This is a genomic window from Soonwooa sp. T0.1_25 (assembly GCF_057652215.1).
The window spans coordinates 65,074-83,523 of the sequence record NZ_JBYFBZ010000010.1 but is presented as its reverse complement, the minus strand read 5'-3'; the positions used below and the strand labels follow the sequence as shown (position 1 = coordinate 83,523).

Here is an 18,450-nt window from a genome sequence, read left to right as displayed (position 1 = left end):
CCATATTTTATTAAAATCACTCAAAAAAAATAATACTTTTACAAAAACAAAAGTTGCACTAGCAATTTGAGACCACCTTGTATCTGCTGCTCTAAAACACATCCACACATGAACTTTTTGTCCCTGTAAATAAACTGGCACTTGAATAGAGACCGTAGTGTCTATTCTTTTTGCCATGTTTTCCATAAAAATGGGCGTAATGGCATTATCCTGAAGGAACAAGACCTGTAGGTCGTCATTCTCTCTACTACTTCCTGCAGGTGCATTGTTATACCACTCTATTTCGAAACTACCCGCTGTAGTAGCGGACAAGTCAGTTGGAAGAGGTTGAAGAAGCGCACCTTTAGCAAAAGCTATTTCGGGATAAGAAGGTGTAATAGTCATATCAGTATAATTGACTTTGAAAGCCAGCAACAGATTATTCATTGCTAAGTTATAGCATGAGCGCAAACCTACTCTATACCCAAAGTGTTTGCAAGCAAATGCTGAATAGCCACCAATAAAGTCCAAACATTTTTTCATTCTTTGCTGAATGAGAGATTGTTTGTCCGATGGTTGATTCGTACGTCTACGAGGACGCATTCTGATCACTTCTGTACCTAAAACATTAGCTACAACTAAACGGCCTGTACGTCCGTTGGACCCTGATAATAGAGAGTCATTCAATTTTCCCATAATAAAAAGATTTAATGGTTATTGTAGTCCCAAAGTTATTTGCGTAGCACTACATCATCAATAAAGCTGCCTAACATTACCATAGTGTGCCAAGTTATGCCAAACTGAGATGATACAGATGAACAGCAGATATTAATACAAGATGCCTGTTCGATGTTTGTTCGTCTTTTCTTCGATGTTTGTTCGACTCTTATTATGGGTAGTTATGACAGATTTTGCTACAGCCGTTTCAATAAAAAAAAACATAAAAAGCTTTTGGAAATACTATAAAAATCACTAGATTTATAAGACTAATAACCAATTCCACATTTCCCATGAAACCTAAACTATCTTTTAGCGAGGGACAATATATGTCTTGGAACCAAATAGCAGAAGACATGATTACGAATTCCCTTAAAAATAATGATTGTATACAAAAGGATATGCTATTATCCGAAATAGAAGTATGTCAAATTTTACAAATCAGCCCTAGGACACTACGTAAATATCGACATGAGCATTTTTTCCGATACATTAAATTACATGGCAGGATTTATTTTTTGAAGGTCATGTTTTATCTTGATCTTTTAAAACTGAATGATGAAAGCTTAAACTACTAAAATTATGTATCATCAACACTGTTGCTTGATATGGCAAAATTCTTAAGCCTCATCAGAAGCGTTTATTTATTAAGAATCATCATGTCATAAACTTTCCGATAGACTGAAGTAGGATAAATGACAACAGCCACATAAAGCATGTCTCATCTCAGAGAGATATGTATAAATTTTTATTGTACTAATTTGTCATGTAAAAGAAATCTGAAAGTAATCATATAAAATATTATCTTAGTTCTTCAAAACAAACAATATGAAAAAACTTATCTTCGCAATATGTGCTGCTCTGCTACTTCAATCTTGTGTGGTTTCAACTGCTGCAAAAGCTGTAAAAGGTGTAGCTAAATTGGGCTATACAACCGTAAAAGGCACAGTAAATGCAGCCAGCTGGTCAGTTAGCAAAGCGGCAGGCAAAATAGACGAGGATCGTGTAGATGGCACCTGGAAGGTTGTTGGCGTGTACAAAGGTTCTTATGAACAGTTTCAGCAAGATCAAAACCGAGAAAGCACTTTCGAAAGCGAATGTGGAGACGCTTACGACCAAATTGTTTTTAAATCTAATAAATCCAAATTCAAACCCGTGCATTGTAGCGGACAAGATGAAGATTGGATAACATATGATTTCGAATTCGGAAAAAACCCTATCACAAAAGAGAAGGAAAACTACATCGAATATAACTCTAACAACTACATTTCGGTGATTGATGTTAACAACAAAACGATGGTGCTAGAAGGTAACTTAATGCCAAAATTATCTTTCTCTGGCGCGCGATTGTATCTTTTGGAGAAGGTGAAATAGTTATTTGATACTTCGGCTTGCCTCAGTGACCACAAGTATGTCATACTAGAGATATTTGAGTCGAGCCGAAGTTCTGTATAGGTTTACAGGAGTCTCTCAATACCAAAATCAATTAATAGACGATCTAAATAGTTTAAAAAAAAATACACCCCTTTTAGATAAAAAATAAGGTCACTTTAAAGCAAATGTTTTATATTATTCTTTACAATTCTATATTTACCGCTTTTTTCAACAGGAATATCTTGCACAATTTGCAAATCAATAGCCATTTGCGACCCTACCCGAGCACGCCAATTTGACATAAACACTTCTTCAACTTTAGGAGTAAAGCTATGATCAACTACTATCAAAATACTTATTGCATTTAGCTCATCTTGAACTGCTTGAAATCTCAATATACCTTTTGTATCTTTAAGCGTGTTAGATACATTGCCGAGGTTAATTTTTCCAGTTTCTGGTGAATAGATATAGTCATCAATACGCCCTAAAATCTGTTTAACCATAGGGTTGTTATTACCGCAACCGCAAATTTTATCTTGATTATCTAGTATGATAGAATCTCCAATATCATAGCGTATCAACGGAGTGCCTTCCGTTGTAAAACTTGTAACAACTAGCTTTCCTTCATTTGATGGTTGGTTATTATCATCCAAAACCTCGAAAACCCCACTTTGTAATTCTAAATGTAAACTTCCTTCTTGACATTCAAAAATGAAAGGTGCGCCTTCTGAAGATGCATATTGGTTGAGCATTTTCGTTTTGAAAAATCCTTCAATATTCAGTCTCATTTCCTCGGTAATGCTTTCGGCAGTAGGGAAAATAGCTTTCACAGTCTTTGCAGGAAAAGTATAACCATGATTAATACCATACTTCGCTATTTCCAAAATACTCGAAGGAAAACCCACCATATATTCAGGTTGATATTTAATGAGATTTTCAACATAATATTTAAGATAATCATCTTTGATATGAAAAGTTGAATAATAACGAACCTTATGGATAAAATCGGTTTTCCAAAAACGTTTCTTATTAATAGCACTAGCTGTCAATAGATCTTTTCCAGAAAACCACGCTGTTTTCTTTCCTAGCTTATAACCAAATCTTCCACGAAAATCATCTAGCATCGCAAAGCGTTCCTGCATATTTTCCTTAGAAAACAAAACTTCCAAAGACTTCCCTGTTGTTCCACCTGTCTTAGAAACAATACCATCACTTTTAGTGATAGTGAATACTTCTTTTATATGTTGTCTTAAATCCTCTTTTTTTAAAATCGGTAATTGTGCAATATTTGCTAAGTCAACCGACGGATAGTCTTTATAATATTCAGATTTAGATATTGCTTGGTGTAAAAACTCAGAGAACCTTTGTTTTTGAATATTCTTCAAAGCTGCCCTAGAAAGTTGACGATTATCTTTTAACCGCTTTAGATAAAACTGATACTTTCCGCCGTAACGTTCTTTATAAGCCAATATATTGAAAAGACTTATCAAAAAATTTTGTAAAAAGTCTGGTAATATTTTATAGATTTTATCTTTCATGTGAACCCAATTCATTTGATAATACATCTATCATAATCTCACGGTGTGCTTCACACCGCATAAGATTTAGAATTAATTTATTATGTTTATTCCGAAGAAGGGAAATAGGAAGGAATCCTTTTATAAATAACATTCGAAAATAAATGTTTTTGATATATAAACTGGATAAATAAAACTTCTCTTGTGATTTTATATAGTTATCCCACTCTTCCATGAAAAGAGTATCATCAGAAATAATTGCATTCAATTTATCTATTTTATTTAAAAACTCCTTTTTATTTTCGTTTTCTAATAAATGCAATGTGGAATCATTTTCTCTTCCTTGAAAATGGGGAATTAACTCAACCGTAAATTCATTATTTACTAAATTTAAAATTACACTCATTCCTTCGGTCCATATTCCTTTTTGATATTTCTTTTTATAATCGAAAATAAAGTTCCCTAAACTGTAAACTATAGGTTTATTATTATAATATTCAAAACCACTAAAACAATGTGTATGATGGGCTACAATTGCATCTACCCCATTTTCAATAAAAAACCGAAACCGTTTTCGTAATTCAGGTGAAGGTAATTGGTAATGTTCCCTTCCTCCGTGATAAATAAGAATAAGCTTATCTACTTTTTGTTTTAGAAGCTTAACTTCTTGGAGATTATCAATTAAGTTGAATGTATAAGCTCCTGCTGATTGATCTGTCGCAGCACAAAATTCATTTTCCGCAACATTGAGGACACCTACTTTTATTCCTTGTATTTCTTTAATAAATGGCTTTTTCGCATTCTTTAAATTGTCCGCTGCTCCTACAGTTTCAAAGCCAAAATCATGCGCATTTTTGAGGGTATCTTTAACACCTTTTGAACCATAATCTTGAATGTGATTATTTGCCAAAGTGAGTAAGTCAAAACCAGCAAATTTTAAAGCAGCTAGGGCCTTCGTGTCCTCAGTTTTTATACAAGGTCCTGTTTTATTTATTCTTTCATTAGAAACCGTAATTGGACATTCTAAATTCACAATGGAATAATCTACTTGCTTTGTAAGATTCTCAAAACCATTAAACAAAGAAACATATTCTTCTTTCTCTATTATTTGGGCGCTTCTACCAATGGGACAATAATCGCCTGCAATTAGAATTTTCATTATATATTAATTTTTTAATGATTCTTGATAATTAGAAATATAAAGATCAATTAATTTCTGAGCATTTGAACTAATATCATAGTTTTTATCTTTAATTATGGTTTTATATAGTTCTCTATGGTCATCTTTATGCAATTCTTTAATTTCATGTATTTTATTAGCCCAATTTTTTGGAGAAGAATTTAAAGATTCTCTATAGGTTAGATCTGTTAAGTCAATTTCTTCAGGCATAGTATCAGACATTAAAATCGGCAAGCCATTGCATTGGGCTTCGATTAAAACAATGCCTAAACCTTCGTTGAAAGAAGTCATAACAAATATATTCATTAAACTTAAATAGTCTTCGGGATTACTAACATTGCCAGTAAATACGATTTTTTCTTGAAGATTTAATTCTTTAATGTATTTATATATTTCTAATTTCAACTCACCATCTCCAACAAGAAGTAGTTTAGAATCTTTATTTAATTTTTGATATTCATTAAAAACATCAATTAAGAATATATGATTTTTAGTAAAACTAAATCGTGCCACTAATCCCATTACAAAGTCTTTACTTTCAATGCCTACTTCATCTTTTAAAGTTTTTATTTTTTCTGAATTTTGGGGGAATTTAAATTTTTCTACATCCACACTATTTTTAAAAACATCAAAATCTTTACCACCATATAGCCATTTTCCTGCATCTTCTGAACATGCAAGATTCAAGGTGGAATTTGAATAAATTCTCGTTTTAATAAATTCTCTTAAAAATTTATAAGGTCCAGCAGTTGCTTTTGCATGTGAATGGGCTATACGTATCGGGATATTTAATCTTTTGGCGACATTTAATACTATGGCGCTATTTTCATTGAGATGAGAATGAATAATTTTATATTCTTTATGGTCTAAGAAAAATGATTTGAGTTCTTTTTGATATTGAAAAAACCGTGCGGGCCGAATAGGATTCAATCTAAAAATCTTACCACCTAAACTTTCAATCTCATCATCAAAAGCCCCTCGTTCTTGTCTGTGGACTAAAAAGTCAAACTGAACTTTAGACCGATCAATATTCCTATAAATGGTCATTAGAAAACTTTCTAATCCGCCTAAATTCATAATAGTAACAACTTGTAGGATTCGAATGGGTTGGGTCATGAACTTTTAATTTTTAATAGAATATAGATATGTAGCAGGATGCCAAAAGGATAAATGAATAAACTTTTTAATGGATTAACGCCTTTAAATGCTAGTGGAATATCTTTTGCAAAAAGAGAAGAAGATATTAAATGAGCATAATTCTTAATTTCGTTTGAGATACCACCAACGTGTTTAATTTGAAGTTTCCTACTATATGCAAATCCTCTTGGTGATTGCTTGTACTGTTTTAAGATGGAATTGGAAGAACCGCCATCCTGATATTCAACAATGCAGTATACATCATTGGTATACAAAAGATTATAATCTTTGCCAATCATTAAATACAATACCCCCAAAGGCACTAATTTTTCACCTTTATATTCAGGGTAAGGTGGATAGCTTCTCACAACATCAGTTCTTAAAACTAATTTTTTGTCACCTTTAACATTATGAAGATGATATAAATCGTGTAAACTACCTTTCTCTAAATGCTCCGGGATTTTCGTTCCGATTATCTTCCCTTCTCTATCAACATCTAACCCAATGATTCCTGCGACATTGGATTTATTATCAAGGGATTCCCAATGCTCTACGATTAGTTCAATAGCATCTTTTGTCATTGCATCATCTGAATCGATACAGACATTGAGTTCGGTTTCTATCAAAGAATATGCTAAATTATGAGCGGTGTGCATACCACCATTCTCTTTGTAATGGTATCGAATTTCAAAATTAGATTCTTTTATCCAATGTTCGACAAGGCTTTTGGTATCATCAACCGAACCATCGTCAATAACCATCCAAACGAAATCTTTTGAAGTTTGGTTTTTCAAACTTTCGTAAAGTCGGGGAAGCAGATGTGCTCTGTTAAAAGATGGTGTAAATACAGTAATCGATTTCATTATAACACGACATTCATAAAATAGGTAAACATAAAATACAAAAATATAATAACTCCAAAAATCTTATACTGATTATCCCAAATCTTATAACGAAACATTGGGTAAGCAATAACGGCGGGCATCAAAAACCAGGATAGATAGGCGAAGCGATTGCTAAAAGCCGCCGTAATCACCAGAATCCAAAAGGCATTTGCTATACAGTATGTCCCAAAAAGATGGATATAAAATTTATCTGTAATTTTCTTTTTAAAAATAAAGTACCAACCCGCAACTACCGCAGAGGCGCTGTATAATAAAAAGTCCCAACGGAATCCTGTCTGAGAAAACTGATTATTATATTCCTCTGAACCTCCAGTTAAATAACCCTGTGTCCTATCTTCTGCAAAACCGAGATTAGCAAAAAAAGTTGACCAAGCGGATCCTCCTGCTAATGATAAAGGAATTGCTAGCAACCAAATTACCAAATACGCTTTCGGGTTTTTATAAAGCCCAGAAACAATGAATGCTGCAATTGGAATAATAAGAGAAGCGTGCATAAAATATCCCAATACTAAGCATAGGTACATCCACAATTTTTTATTGTAAAAGTATAACCCCAACATAAATAATGAAGTTCCTAATCCGTTCCTCACTCCATTTGTTCCAAAAACCCAAAATAAGTACCCACACACAAACATAAAGAATGCATAACACCAATAGCTTCCAAAGTATTTTTTTGAAAATAAGTAATATGGCAAGACATAGATAATAGCACAAATCTGAAAAAAAGCATTGATAGGCATCAATTTACTGCTATATAGCATCATATAATTGAATAGAAAATCCTTTTCAATCTTTATAGTCTCACCGGATAACATCACTTTATAGGCTCTATTATACATTACGGTGTCTCCAAAACGAGAACTAACTTGGCGTTGACCGATATATAATATCATAAATAAAAGAAGAATAGTGCCCAACGCACTAAAAAAAATAATACTATTATGATTATGCATATCATTCTGAAAAGAATGAAATAAAATTATTATGGCAACTACAAGCAAGATATTGTATTGCAGTACAGTATATATTTCAACGGGAATCCAATCAAACATACGGCGACTTTATCATTAATTATCTCTAAAAAAAGGAAATTAATAGTTTTATTTTTAATCTACTAAACTATAAATTTTATTGATTTCTATGGCGTTGCTATAATCTGAGTTTTTACAATTCTCAATTAATCTATTAATTCTATTCTTATTATTTATTAATTTTACGATTCCCATTGCACATTCACTATTACTCATTGGAACTATTACGCCATCAAAATTCATTTTTAATTGACTATTCGATGTTGAAAAATCGGTAATAATTACAGGTTTTGCCAACATTTGAGCTTCCCTTACCGTTACTGCTTTGCCCTCATATCGGGATGGTTGAATATAAAAATCACAAGCCAACATATATGGATATGGATTTTCTTTTTTACCTAAAATTATCACATAATTCTGCATCTCATATTCTTCAATTTTCTTACGAATCACTTCTTCGCCACTTCCATAGCCTATTATAAACCACTTAACTTGGACGCCAGTCTCCAATATACTGCGTGTGATTGCAGGTATATTATCAAAATTTTTCTGGTGGGAAAATCTCCCAACCGATAATAGATTGTATACATCTTTTTCTTTTCTCATCTCGTGGTCTACCGAGAACTCTACAGATGACTTTCTTAAAAAATCTTCATCTAATACATTTTCAATTAATTTAATTTTCGATTCAAGTGAAGGAAATTGTTTGATAAAACCTTGCGTACAATTTTCAGATATTGAAGCAATGGCATCATATTTTGACCACATGGCTACCTCAGACTCTTTATCAAATTCAAAAAAAGAGTAGTCGGTATGTATCCACGCTATTTTTTTTGAAGCGAGTACTTTCTCTGCTACAACATAATGCGGCGTTAAAAAGCTAATAGCCAAATCATATTTTTTATTTGAGGAAATTTTTGGGAGATATTTCAGACTAAATTTTTGTAAATAGTTATCATAAACTAAATTTTGATCTGAAATATTATTTTTTTTAATAAAATGTTTGGCTTTTGTTTTAGCTCGTTGTTTTGCAAACAAAATATTTAGGTTTCCTTTTCTTAAATTTTCTTTGACAGGCAAAATCATACCAGCATATTCTTTTAATTCATCCAGTACATGTACCTCTTTTGGAATCATAGAGAGCATTTCCCCATCATGTAAAAACAAAAATAGGTCAACATCAAAGCGATCATAATCCAATGCATTCAATAATCCTACTAAACTACGCTCAACCCCCCCTATTCTCATGGTATGAGTAGTAATAAATATTTTCTTTTTTTCCATCTACTTAACGAATTTAAATCACTGTACCCCTTTTTTTCAAACTCCCATTAGCAAAACAATATTTATTGATAGCACAATCAACATAATAAATCTTCAAACGGCTGCACAATTCACCTTGTTTTTCCCATTGATAATTATATAATTAACCTTAGTGCACATCACCTTTTCAATGCCTCCATGCAAATGAATTTGGTCTGTATTGAATATGATTTTCATTATTTTAAAAACAAACTTTTAAAAAGATTATCCCACAACATAATGATTTCTGAAGGCATATATTTTTTGACATTCTCTTTTGCCGTCACTCCCATTTTCTTTCTCAATTCTTCATTTCCTATCAATCGAATGATTGCCTTTCCAAATACTTTTTCATTTTGATTTTCCACTAAGATCCCATCAATCCCATCATGGATAATATCCCTAGGTCCCGAAGGACAATCGAAACTGATACAAGGTACTCCACAAGCCATCGCTTCTATTAATACCATACCAAAACCTTCGGATCTGGAAGGCAGAAGCATGATGGAAGATTCTAAATATTCTGCTTGAATATTTTTTGATGCTTGATGAAATTGGACTTTTTTTAAATCTAAAGTTTCAGCCAACTTAATAAAAGTTTGGTCTTTATCTATCTTCCCAAATAGATGAAGCTGCCAATCTGGATATTTTTGTTCGATATTTTTCCAAATGTGGAGCAAGCTATCAAAACCTTTATTGTACGAATGCGAGCCAACTGCAATCATCTTTTTTGACTGCAAATCGCTGGATTCTTTAGGATAAAAACTTAACGGATTAGGAATGACAACCACATTTTTTGCTCTCCATTCCTCACGATTGGCTTTGGTTAAAACGACGAACGAATCAAATTTGGATGCTTGCATTTGCATGAGTCGGCTCGACCATCGCCCCAAAAATCCTTTTTGTCTGTTGAGTTCTTGCGAAGCATGTCGCTCGTAAATCCATTTGGCTTTAGTCGTAATAAGACTTGGAAGAAAAAAACCTTTCAATCCATCATCACAAACCAAAATAATATCTGGTTTTAGTAGAGTGACAGCGTCTTGCACACCTCTTTTATATTTTAAAAAATAAGAAATTGGATTCCCATTTACTGAAATTGAATGACATTTAATGTTTGAACTAAAGTCATAAAAAGGATTTTCGTGAGCATTATTCAACACCAAAATATGAACCTCATAGCCCAATTGCTCGGCAAAGTACGACGCTTTAATAGACAGCACTCTTTCGAGTCCGCCCGATCCATTGATGCCGTTGGTAATGTAGAGGAGTTTTAAACCCACTGATTTATTTTTTGATTAATAAAATTTACAATATAAGAACTTCCCAAGCATAATACAACCAATACCAAATAAATTACAATTGGATACTGGAAACTGTAGATAAATTCGGAAAAGTAAATCATATAAAAAAACATGTGAATCAGCCAGATGTTCGTGGCATGGGGCGTAAAAAAATCCAAAACTTTTAGACCGAGGACAGGTAATTTTAATTGTAAAAAAGTAAAAATAAATGCCAATCCAGTAAAAGGGGCAATGACAAAATTGGGCACGAGCCCATGCAGCACAATTAGTCCTATTATTCCGAGTAATCCCAAGGCATTAGGATATTGGATGCCCTTTAGCTTTTGCGTTATTTTTTCGTGCCAGTGAAACTCTAATGCGAATGCACCTGACATAAACTGAAACAAGGTACAAAAGTATAAAGCCATTTGATTTTGAAAGTAATTGATAAGTGGTATCCCAGAAAGGCCTGGAAGATATACTCGAATATAAAAGGCCATCATATAAATTAGCAATAAGACGCCTATATATAGGAACGGATTGTAACTTGTAAGAAGTCTAAACCAAAAACTACTTGTTAGTACAAAAAGCACATAGGTTGTAAAAAACCACCATGCACCATTATACGAAGGGTCTAGCCCCGATGCATTAAGAATAAATTTCTGAAAACTTCCTGGGTAGCCATCCTTTCCAAGAACCCAACCTAGAATAACGGCAAATAAAATAAGTATAATCCAATAATTGATATATAGTTTTTTTATTCGAAGCTTATTATCTGCATAGTAGTTAGCAGACTTCGTCTTGAATTTGAAATACAATCCATAACCACTGACAAACGCAAAAATAGGTACGCAGGCATCACTAAACAAAGAAATATAATAGGACAAAGGTTTTGCTCCTAAATATATCCAAGGTTGAAACAAAGCATGTTCTTCGCGATTGAATAGATGCAAGCATAGCATCATCAATATAGCAATGGATTTTAAATGATTGGATTGTTGTGGGGTTATTGGAATATGCAAGATGCAAATATTTTATGTTTGAAATTGTAGTATAAGTAAAGTTTTTTAATCCGTCCGCCCGATCCATTGATGCCGTTCGTTATGTAGAGGAGTTTCATAACCTATTATATTTAACAAGAGATTTTAAAAGCATTTTGATATCTTTTGTGTCTTTACTTAATCTAAAAGACTTGTAAAATAATGGGATGGCCTTCAATCTTTCATGGTATAATGGCGCATTATAATAAATCACGGCACGCATGCGATAATCTTTGATCAAATATTGTTTCCACTCTTCCTGAGTAAATACGGCTTTATTTGCAATTATATTTTTTTGTATTATATCTAAGGCCATAATGGATTTTTTACTACTTGTACCTGTGATTCTAAAATCGTTATGCTCATACATAATATGTAAAGGCACATCAATTATCGCAAAAGACAAATCATTTTTAAGGGCTTTCAACATCAAAAACCTATCCTGAAATCGATCTATGATATCAAATCCTCCAATTCTTATCAAAGCATCTTTGCGGATGCACAACATAGGTGTAAAGAAATTACCATGTAAAGCGAAATTTCTAAAATCTCCAACTACAGGAAAATTTGCATCCGCTATAATTTCCTTTTTTTCTGTATCATCTATCCTTTTAAATGCCGCAAGGCAACCATCATATTCTTTATTATTTTTTAAAAATTCAGTTTGAATTTTTACTTTATCAGGTAAAAACTCATCATCATCATCAAGGAAAAATATATAATCGCCAGAAGCTATTTTTACGCCTTCGTTTCTTGCCATGCAAGCACCACCGTTTTTTTCTAATGGAAGATAAGTTATTTTATCTAAAAAAGGCTGTAGAACTATTTGTGTATTTAATTGGTCTTCCGTTCCTAATCCATTATCATCTACAACCACAACTTCAGTCGGAACCGACTGTGCCAAAACACTTTTTACTGCACGCAGTAAAAAATCCGGTCTTTGGTAAGTGGTGATTATTACAGATGAATTCATTAATTGTAATTGTTATAAGAAAATTTTAATGATTCAATATTATGAACAAAAAAATTAAAAACCTTTTTAAAATTCATTTCTTTAAGAGTATTTTTATTGATAATACAACTATACATCGTTTTAATATAAGAATTCCAAAACCCACCTCTAATCTGTTTAAACTGAACCAAATAATTTGAAAGCACTAGATTAGCCAGTCTATTTTCATCTGGCTCTCTGTATTTTCGATCATGGTAAGCAATTGCTTTTGTAACCACACCAATTTTAAAATCATACTTTTTAGCTCTAAAGCATAAGTCAACATCTTCTCCGTAAAAAAAGAAAATTGGATCGAAACCGTTAATTTTTTGAAGGCACTCTTTCGAAATCATCATAAAGGCTCCGTTTATTTCCTGCACATCTAAAACATCAATCTTTTTATTTTGGTAATTTTCCAGCTTGTTAACATCACAAAATCGAATAAAGCCAAAATCGTAGGATTTTCTATCGCCTGCAAAATGTACAGGAGATAATATTCCGTATTCTTTGTAATCGGGATTTTGCATCACTTTTATCATTTCGGCAATGCAACCTTCTGCAAGCCACCCATCATGATTTACGAGAAAAACCCAATCATAATTTTCTTTCGTTGCTATCTCGAACCCTATGTTATTAGCGGCAGCAAAACCCAAATTATCTTCATTTTCTATGAGTCGTACATTAGGAAACTCTTGGCGTATAATGGTGACCGTATTATCTTTGGAACCATTGTCTAACACAAGAATGTCAGCCTCGGAACCAATCGAAGCAAGATTCTTCCTGATCCATTTTTCGGAATTGTATGTAACTAATAATGCAAGAATTTCCATTATTCTATTTCCCTTATTACTGTATTTTTATAAATATCGTCATCAATTTCTGGTGATCCAGAACCTCCTGCCTCATTTACGTATTTCCCTTTTACTGCAGTCTTTTCATTTACACCTTGTAGAAACCAAGAGTATTCTATATCAATATGACCAATATCTAATGCCCAAAGTCCTTCTTTTGCTAGATCATAAGCTAAAACACTAGCGGTAGGACCAAGTGCAATTAAAATAAGTTTATCCTTGCCCAATTCCAATGCAGATTTAAGAATCTGCTCATATTTATCAAATGCATTTTTTGATGGACAAATCAAACGATTGATACTATAAGCATTTGAAAATAAATCATTACCAACCCCAACTCTTGTAAGTGAACCTTCAACAATTAATAGATCTTTCTTATCCCAAATGCTTTTAAGCTGTGCAATTTTCCATTTTATATGATTCGATTCTTTGTTTTTATAAGCTTCATAAAATCTTGTTATACCTGCATTGCCATAAATTTGATTATCGGGTAGAATAGCAATAAACTTTTTGGCATAAAGCATATTAAAACCTAACCAAAAAATTTGAGAATCAATTTTATTTTCAGGCATATGCCTAAAAGTATCGGGAAGACAAATCAATAAATCATCAAAAGGATTTGAAACCACTTCTGTGAGCCTTTCAGAAAGTTCTTCATTTTCATTTTGAAATCCAATTCCACCACTTTTTAACATCATTCTTATTTCGCCATCGCCGTATCTACTTATCGATTTTTTATGCTTCACTATCTCATTAATGGTTTCCTCAAAAGATAAAATCTTTGGTGCTTTTACCAACAATAAAGGCGCATTGCGCAACAGCAGATAATATTTTATAAGGTGTTTTTTCATTAATTTTTCTGCATTAATTTTATTAACCAATTCGTATAATTATCCCATGTATAATCTTCCACTAATTCATGTGATTTTTTACATTTTTGACGATAATAATCTGAAAAAATTATTTCTTCTATTTGTTTCATCAGATTTTCATCAGAAAAATTATCAATATATTCTCCATTTGAAATATTATATCCAAATTCTTTAATAAACTGTTGTATTCTTGGTAAAAGAACAGGCGTATAAAAATACATAGCTTCCACCGTAGAAGAATATGCAGCCCATAATTCTGATGGATTTACTAAAAGTTTAGCATTTTTTAATGATCTGTAATACAATATGTTTTCCTCCTCAACCTCTTTTCTCAAATAACCTAAGAAATCAACTCCTTCAACTTCTTCACCATATTCTTCTTTTGTAAAGCCAATAATATCCAATGTTAAATTAGGATATTTAGTTTTTAGTTTTTTAAATACTCTTATCAGCCTATCAGCACCTTCTCTGTAATATATTTTCCCAATAAACAATAAAGAATTTGATTGTGATTTCTCATTAAGAATTTCTTCTTCTTCAAAAATTTCTAGTGAAAGATTATTAACTACATTTTTCCCATAACATTCAATTTTTCTTCGATGTTCAGTTTCCATTTTGGATGCATAATCTTGAAAAAGTGAAACAACAATGTCCGCATTTCTAATAGCTTCACTATTTTTATTAAAATAATATTTTTCAAAAAAGTAAGGTTGTCGCTTCATCCGTTCCTTAATAAAAATATTGTAACTCCAATCACAAAGTAATAGAGACGGAACATTTGTCCATTTATTATAAAAATCGTAACCTAAAAAAATATTAAAATATGCATCTTTATTTTTATTTACGCTTTTCTTTATCTTTCTGTTGTTTATTAATTGATTTAAAAACGAAACTTCATAATAGCATTGCTGGTCTTTATAAAAAAATGATAAGAATTTACCTATATATTTATTCCAAAATAATTTTATTTTCGGCTCAGATGCCAAATTTACATGAGTAATTTCAAAGCCCTTTTCTTCAAGACTTTTGGTAAGCAAATATGGTACATTAGACCAAGTTGAGGCATTTGTAGCATCACCGTATGTAAAAACTACAATTTTTTCAATGTTCATTTATATTTTTATAATTTTTGAGAATCCCGGTCAAGAATATATTTCCAGAATAATAATCTATGTCTTAAATTACCATGCTTAAATATTATCTTTATTCTATCATAATTTGAATTATTTTCAATATTTTTGATACCATAATAGTATAATAAAGTTCTTGAATACTTTTTCTGTAATTCTTTGGCTTCTTTTAAAAAACCTCTTTCTGCAATTAAATTTGAAATCAGTAATATAGAAGGAGTACTTTTAATGATATATTGAGCGATACCTTTACTGCTATGCACACCTCCTGAATGAATTCTGTACACACCCATATATTCATTTATAAATTTTATTTTTCCGTGGGTAGCATTTATTAAGTGTAAGTTCCAATCGCCAGGATACAATTTTTGTAATATATCAGGAAAATCACCATAATTTCTAAAAACCACAGATGGAGTATGAATAAAATTACCATTTACAAGATCTGATAAATAGGAAATCTCCTTGGTATTGGCATTTAAATCATAATCAGCGTAAGAAATCTCATCTTGTTTCAGATGTTCTACTCGATGAAAACAAATCGCAAACTCCTCATTCTCCTCCAAAAAATCCACCTGCTTCTGCAATTTCAGAGGGTCGGTCCAGTAATCGTCGCCTTCTAATGCAGCAATATATTTACCTGTCAAGTTTTCAAAGAGCGATATATTATTTTTGTTAGCTCCAACATTTTCATTTTGCAAAATAAGTTTTATGCGGTCGGGATACCTATTTTGATAATCTAAAACAATTTTTCGGGTTTTATCTGTAGACATGTCTTCGGCAATCACGATATGGACAGTGAATGAAGTCTTTTGCATAAGCACACTTTCAATCGCTTCAGAAATATAATTTTCATGGTTATAAGTAAGCATCGCCACAGATACCGTTGGTTGTTTATTTCCGGTTTTGTCTATCATTACATAATCAGTCATTCCAATAGTTATTTTTCTTAATTAAGTCTTCATAATCTTCAGCGGTTATTCCAACTATTTTTTTATCCCAATACCGATTTTTTCTGTAGTACCAATTTCGTAAAACGCCTTCATCCTTCCATCCGCATTTTTTTACATAAACACCGTAAGATGGCTCGTTATATTCAATGATTGAGCCGTCGAGACGGTTTAATCCTAACTCTTCAAATGCATATCTCATGATTGTCATGATGGTATCTACTGCATATCCTTTTCCGCGTATATCCTTATCTCCCAATAACATTCCATGAAAAGCATTTTTATCCTTCCAGTTGATATCAACTAAATTTGCAGTGCCAATTAATCCCAAATCCGGCGCTTCAATCGCAAATCTCTGGTGAAACGATTTAACAGATAAAGAGTCAAACCACTTTTGCTGATCGTTAAGATTGGAAGGGAAGTGCCAGCCGCCTATCATTGTGTTAATATAAGGGTCATTGGCCCACTTGTGGAGCAATACCAAATCATTCTGTTCAATTGCTCGCAATAAAATTTTTTTTCCTACTATATTCATTGTAATAATTGTACTATTTTGTTAAGATTTTCAGTTGTATATCTCTGATCAATCGGCAGTGCTATGATCTCGTTCGCTAAATGCCAGGAATTCTGCTGTTCATTACACCACTCCGAGACATTCGGCCAATAGGTGGCACAGAATATTCTATTTTTTACCAAATCACTCTTAATTCTTGCTGCGTCATAACAACGGTAAGGATAAACCATGGGAACAACAGAAATATCCGTATCAATTTGAAGCTTATTTGAAGCTCCCAGATGGTGATGAAAAAATGAAAAGTTTTCCTGACGTATTTTTGTAATCCTTTCGTAATCCAAACCTGCCAGTATTTTCTTAGTTAATGCCGACATTCTTTTTATGGGTTGGTTTTCCAAAGAAGCATCATTAACTTTAAAATCCTCATAACCGGCTTCTGCGCCTAAATCTGCCCGCTTTAAAAGATGCGACATTCTTTCGAAACTTTGATCTGCTACAAGATCTGTATGCAGTTTTGCTGTGGTAGAAACATACCCGCCGTCAGCAACTCCTACGAACTTTCGGGGCGAGTACAGGGAATCAATACCCGGCAAAGGTTGCTCAAATAATGCCTGTGCGTTGTCTACAACCACATTTCGAATCTGCCCGGCAATATTCCTGATAAATTGACCTTTTACACCGAAATAATTTGTTATAAGGAAAGCTTCTTCTTCCTTAATCTCACCATAATCAAAGACAGGTTCCAAGTGATCATCCACATCATAAAAGGAATAACTCAAACCGAGTTTTTCAACAGGTTCCAGCATCACATCGCATGTAAAATACGGGATGTAAACATGCTTAAATTTTCTTGCCGCCAAGATATACTCAAAACTGTTCCTGGCTGTGTTCAAAGCCAACAATCCGGCATGAAGATAGTTTTCCTTCGGCGCAGTTTCAAGCTCAAAATATCCACCTATCGCTTTATTGTTCATCTGCCTGCAGGATTTGGTATTTTTTTAATAAATGATGTACCACTTCAACAGAGTTAAACATCAGCACATCAATAATAGACAACCAGGGCACAAATTCGTTGTCAAACTGTTTGTACGCTATGGGCTCTGACTTAATAAATTTCAGATCGATTCCCTGCGAAGCAAAATATTCCTTTGTATACAATTCCTGTCCACCAATAGCATTGATGTACTTTTCAGCTCCGGTCTGCTTGCAGATGGCAATAAGACGCTCTGCACGCTCCAGGCCTTTGGTATCAGCAAAATCCACTGAAGACCGTTTTAAAACGGTGGTAATTCCCAGATATTCATTAACAGCCTTAATACTTAACATAGTAAGATCAGCGATTGTTGAAACCTCTGTGCTGAAAACGTTTTCTATAATGGGAAAAACGTTCTGGTAAAACGGAGCTTTCTTATAACTTTGCGCAAGAGTTGTTAATATTTTTGAATAAGCAGGCACCTCATTATTTATTTCAACATCTTTAATTAATTTAAATGATGAAGCATCTTTGAGAGGGACAGTAAAAAGCTTGTCACTTCCGCTTATCAGCATTCTGTTCCGGTTGATCCAACCGCCTTTAATAAAATTAACATCGTCGTAAAACACAAATACATCCACTGCATTAATCATCTGAAAATAACCAATATAGGGGAATAAATAGGGTTGCATTACGGCTGCTGTCAT

The 18,450-nt window shown here is 32.8% G+C and carries 19 protein-coding genes; 2 read left to right on the top strand and 17 right to left on the bottom strand.

Annotated elements, in window-relative coordinates; genetic code table 11:
* Positions 1–675, bottom strand: a 675-nt coding sequence (locus tag AC23MB_RS11900; protein WP_487787362.1) for a DUF6266 family protein, incomplete at its 3' end; no start/stop codon positions are given.
* Positions 676–989: 314 nt separating this feature from the next.
* Between AC23MB_RS11900 and AC23MB_RS11895 the strand changes: the two genes are divergently transcribed.
* Together AC23MB_RS11895 and AC23MB_RS11890 are read left to right on the top strand one after the other, a co-directional pair.
* Positions 990–1,274, top strand: coding sequence for a helix-turn-helix domain-containing protein (locus tag AC23MB_RS11895; RefSeq protein WP_487787361.1), 285 nt, complete (start codon positions 990–992; stop codon positions 1,272–1,274).
* Positions 1,275–1,524: 250 nt separating this feature from the next.
* On the top strand, positions 1,525–2,070 hold the full coding sequence (locus tag AC23MB_RS11890) for a hypothetical protein (RefSeq protein ID WP_487787360.1): 546 nt from the start codon (positions 1,525–1,527) through the stop codon (positions 2,068–2,070).
* A 176-nt stretch (positions 2,071–2,246) separates the two neighbouring features.
* Here the strand turns inward: AC23MB_RS11890 and AC23MB_RS11885 are convergent, their stop codons facing one another.
* From AC23MB_RS11885 to AC23MB_RS11810, 16 genes are all read right to left on the bottom strand, one after another.
* Positions 2,247–3,608 carry a phenylacetate--CoA ligase family protein gene (locus AC23MB_RS11885; RefSeq protein ID WP_487787359.1) on the bottom strand — a complete coding sequence of 454 codons (1,362 nt, stop codon included), beginning with the start codon at positions 3,606–3,608 and terminating at the stop codon, positions 2,247–2,249.
* Positions 3,598–4,746, bottom strand: a complete 1,149-nt coding sequence (locus AC23MB_RS11880; protein WP_487787358.1) for a CapA family protein — start codon at positions 4,744–4,746, stop codon at positions 3,598–3,600. The genes AC23MB_RS11885 and AC23MB_RS11880 overlap by 11 nt, the downstream gene beginning before the upstream one ends.
* A 6-nt stretch (positions 4,747–4,752) precedes the next feature.
* A complete protein-coding gene (locus AC23MB_RS11875; protein ID WP_487787357.1) occupies positions 4,753–5,883 on the bottom strand; it encodes a glycosyltransferase family 1 protein in 1,131 nt (376 codons plus the stop codon).
* The gene (locus AC23MB_RS11870; RefSeq protein ID WP_487787356.1) at positions 5,880–6,767 is read right to left on the bottom strand and encodes a glycosyltransferase family A protein; all 888 of its coding nucleotides are present in this window, start codon (positions 6,765–6,767) and stop codon (positions 5,880–5,882) included. The genes AC23MB_RS11875 and AC23MB_RS11870 overlap by 4 nt, the downstream gene beginning before the upstream one ends.
* The gene (locus AC23MB_RS11865) at positions 6,767–7,861 is read right to left on the bottom strand and encodes an EpsG family protein (protein ID WP_487787355.1); all 1,095 of its coding nucleotides are present in this window, start codon (positions 7,859–7,861) and stop codon (positions 6,767–6,769) included. The genes AC23MB_RS11870 and AC23MB_RS11865 overlap by 1 nt, the downstream gene beginning before the upstream one ends.
* Positions 7,862–7,915: 54 nt before the next feature.
* The gene (locus tag AC23MB_RS11860) at positions 7,916–9,124 is read right to left on the bottom strand and encodes a glycosyltransferase (RefSeq protein ID WP_487787354.1); all 1,209 of its coding nucleotides are present in this window, start codon (positions 9,122–9,124) and stop codon (positions 7,916–7,918) included.
* 215 nt (positions 9,125–9,339) lie between these two features.
* Positions 9,340–10,422, bottom strand: a complete 1,083-nt coding sequence (locus tag AC23MB_RS11855; RefSeq protein ID WP_487787353.1) for a glycosyltransferase family 4 protein — start codon at positions 10,420–10,422, stop codon at positions 9,340–9,342.
* The gene (locus AC23MB_RS11850) at positions 10,413–11,444 is read right to left on the bottom strand and encodes an acyltransferase family protein (RefSeq protein WP_487787352.1); all 1,032 of its coding nucleotides are present in this window, start codon (positions 11,442–11,444) and stop codon (positions 10,413–10,415) included. The genes AC23MB_RS11855 and AC23MB_RS11850 overlap by 10 nt, the downstream gene beginning before the upstream one ends.
* Before the next feature lie 94 nt (positions 11,445–11,538).
* Positions 11,539–12,435: a glycosyltransferase family 2 protein gene (locus AC23MB_RS11845; RefSeq protein ID WP_487787351.1), complete on the bottom strand. Its 897-nt coding sequence runs from the start codon at positions 12,433–12,435 to the stop codon at positions 11,539–11,541.
* The gene (locus AC23MB_RS11840) at positions 12,435–13,283 is read right to left on the bottom strand and encodes a glycosyltransferase family 2 protein (protein WP_487787350.1); all 849 of its coding nucleotides are present in this window, start codon (positions 13,281–13,283) and stop codon (positions 12,435–12,437) included. Before AC23MB_RS11840 ends, AC23MB_RS11845 begins: the two co-directional genes overlap by 1 nt.
* Positions 13,283–14,155, bottom strand: coding sequence for a GT-D fold domain-containing glycosyltransferase (locus AC23MB_RS11835; protein WP_487787349.1), 873 nt, complete (start codon positions 14,153–14,155; stop codon positions 13,283–13,285). Before AC23MB_RS11835 ends, AC23MB_RS11840 begins: the two co-directional genes overlap by 1 nt.
* Entirely contained in the window at positions 14,155–15,288 is a 1,134-nt protein-coding gene (locus AC23MB_RS11830) for a glycosyltransferase (RefSeq protein WP_487787348.1), read from the bottom strand. Before AC23MB_RS11830 ends, AC23MB_RS11835 begins: the two co-directional genes overlap by 1 nt.
* An 8-nt stretch (positions 15,289–15,296) precedes the next feature.
* Positions 15,297–16,238, bottom strand: a complete 942-nt coding sequence (locus AC23MB_RS11825) for a glycosyltransferase (RefSeq protein ID WP_487787347.1) — start codon at positions 16,236–16,238, stop codon at positions 15,297–15,299.
* On the bottom strand, positions 16,231–16,791 hold the full coding sequence (locus AC23MB_RS11820) for a GNAT family N-acetyltransferase (protein WP_487787346.1): 561 nt from the start codon (positions 16,789–16,791) through the stop codon (positions 16,231–16,233). The genes AC23MB_RS11825 and AC23MB_RS11820 overlap by 8 nt, the downstream gene beginning before the upstream one ends.
* Complete coding sequence (locus tag AC23MB_RS11815; RefSeq protein WP_487787345.1) at positions 16,788–17,744, bottom strand: hypothetical protein; 957 nt, start codon at positions 17,742–17,744, stop codon at positions 16,788–16,790. The genes AC23MB_RS11820 and AC23MB_RS11815 overlap by 4 nt, the downstream gene beginning before the upstream one ends.
* Positions 17,734–18,450: a WbqC family protein gene (locus AC23MB_RS11810; RefSeq protein ID WP_487787344.1), complete on the bottom strand. Its 717-nt coding sequence runs from the start codon at positions 18,448–18,450 to the stop codon at positions 17,734–17,736. Before AC23MB_RS11810 ends, AC23MB_RS11815 begins: the two co-directional genes overlap by 11 nt.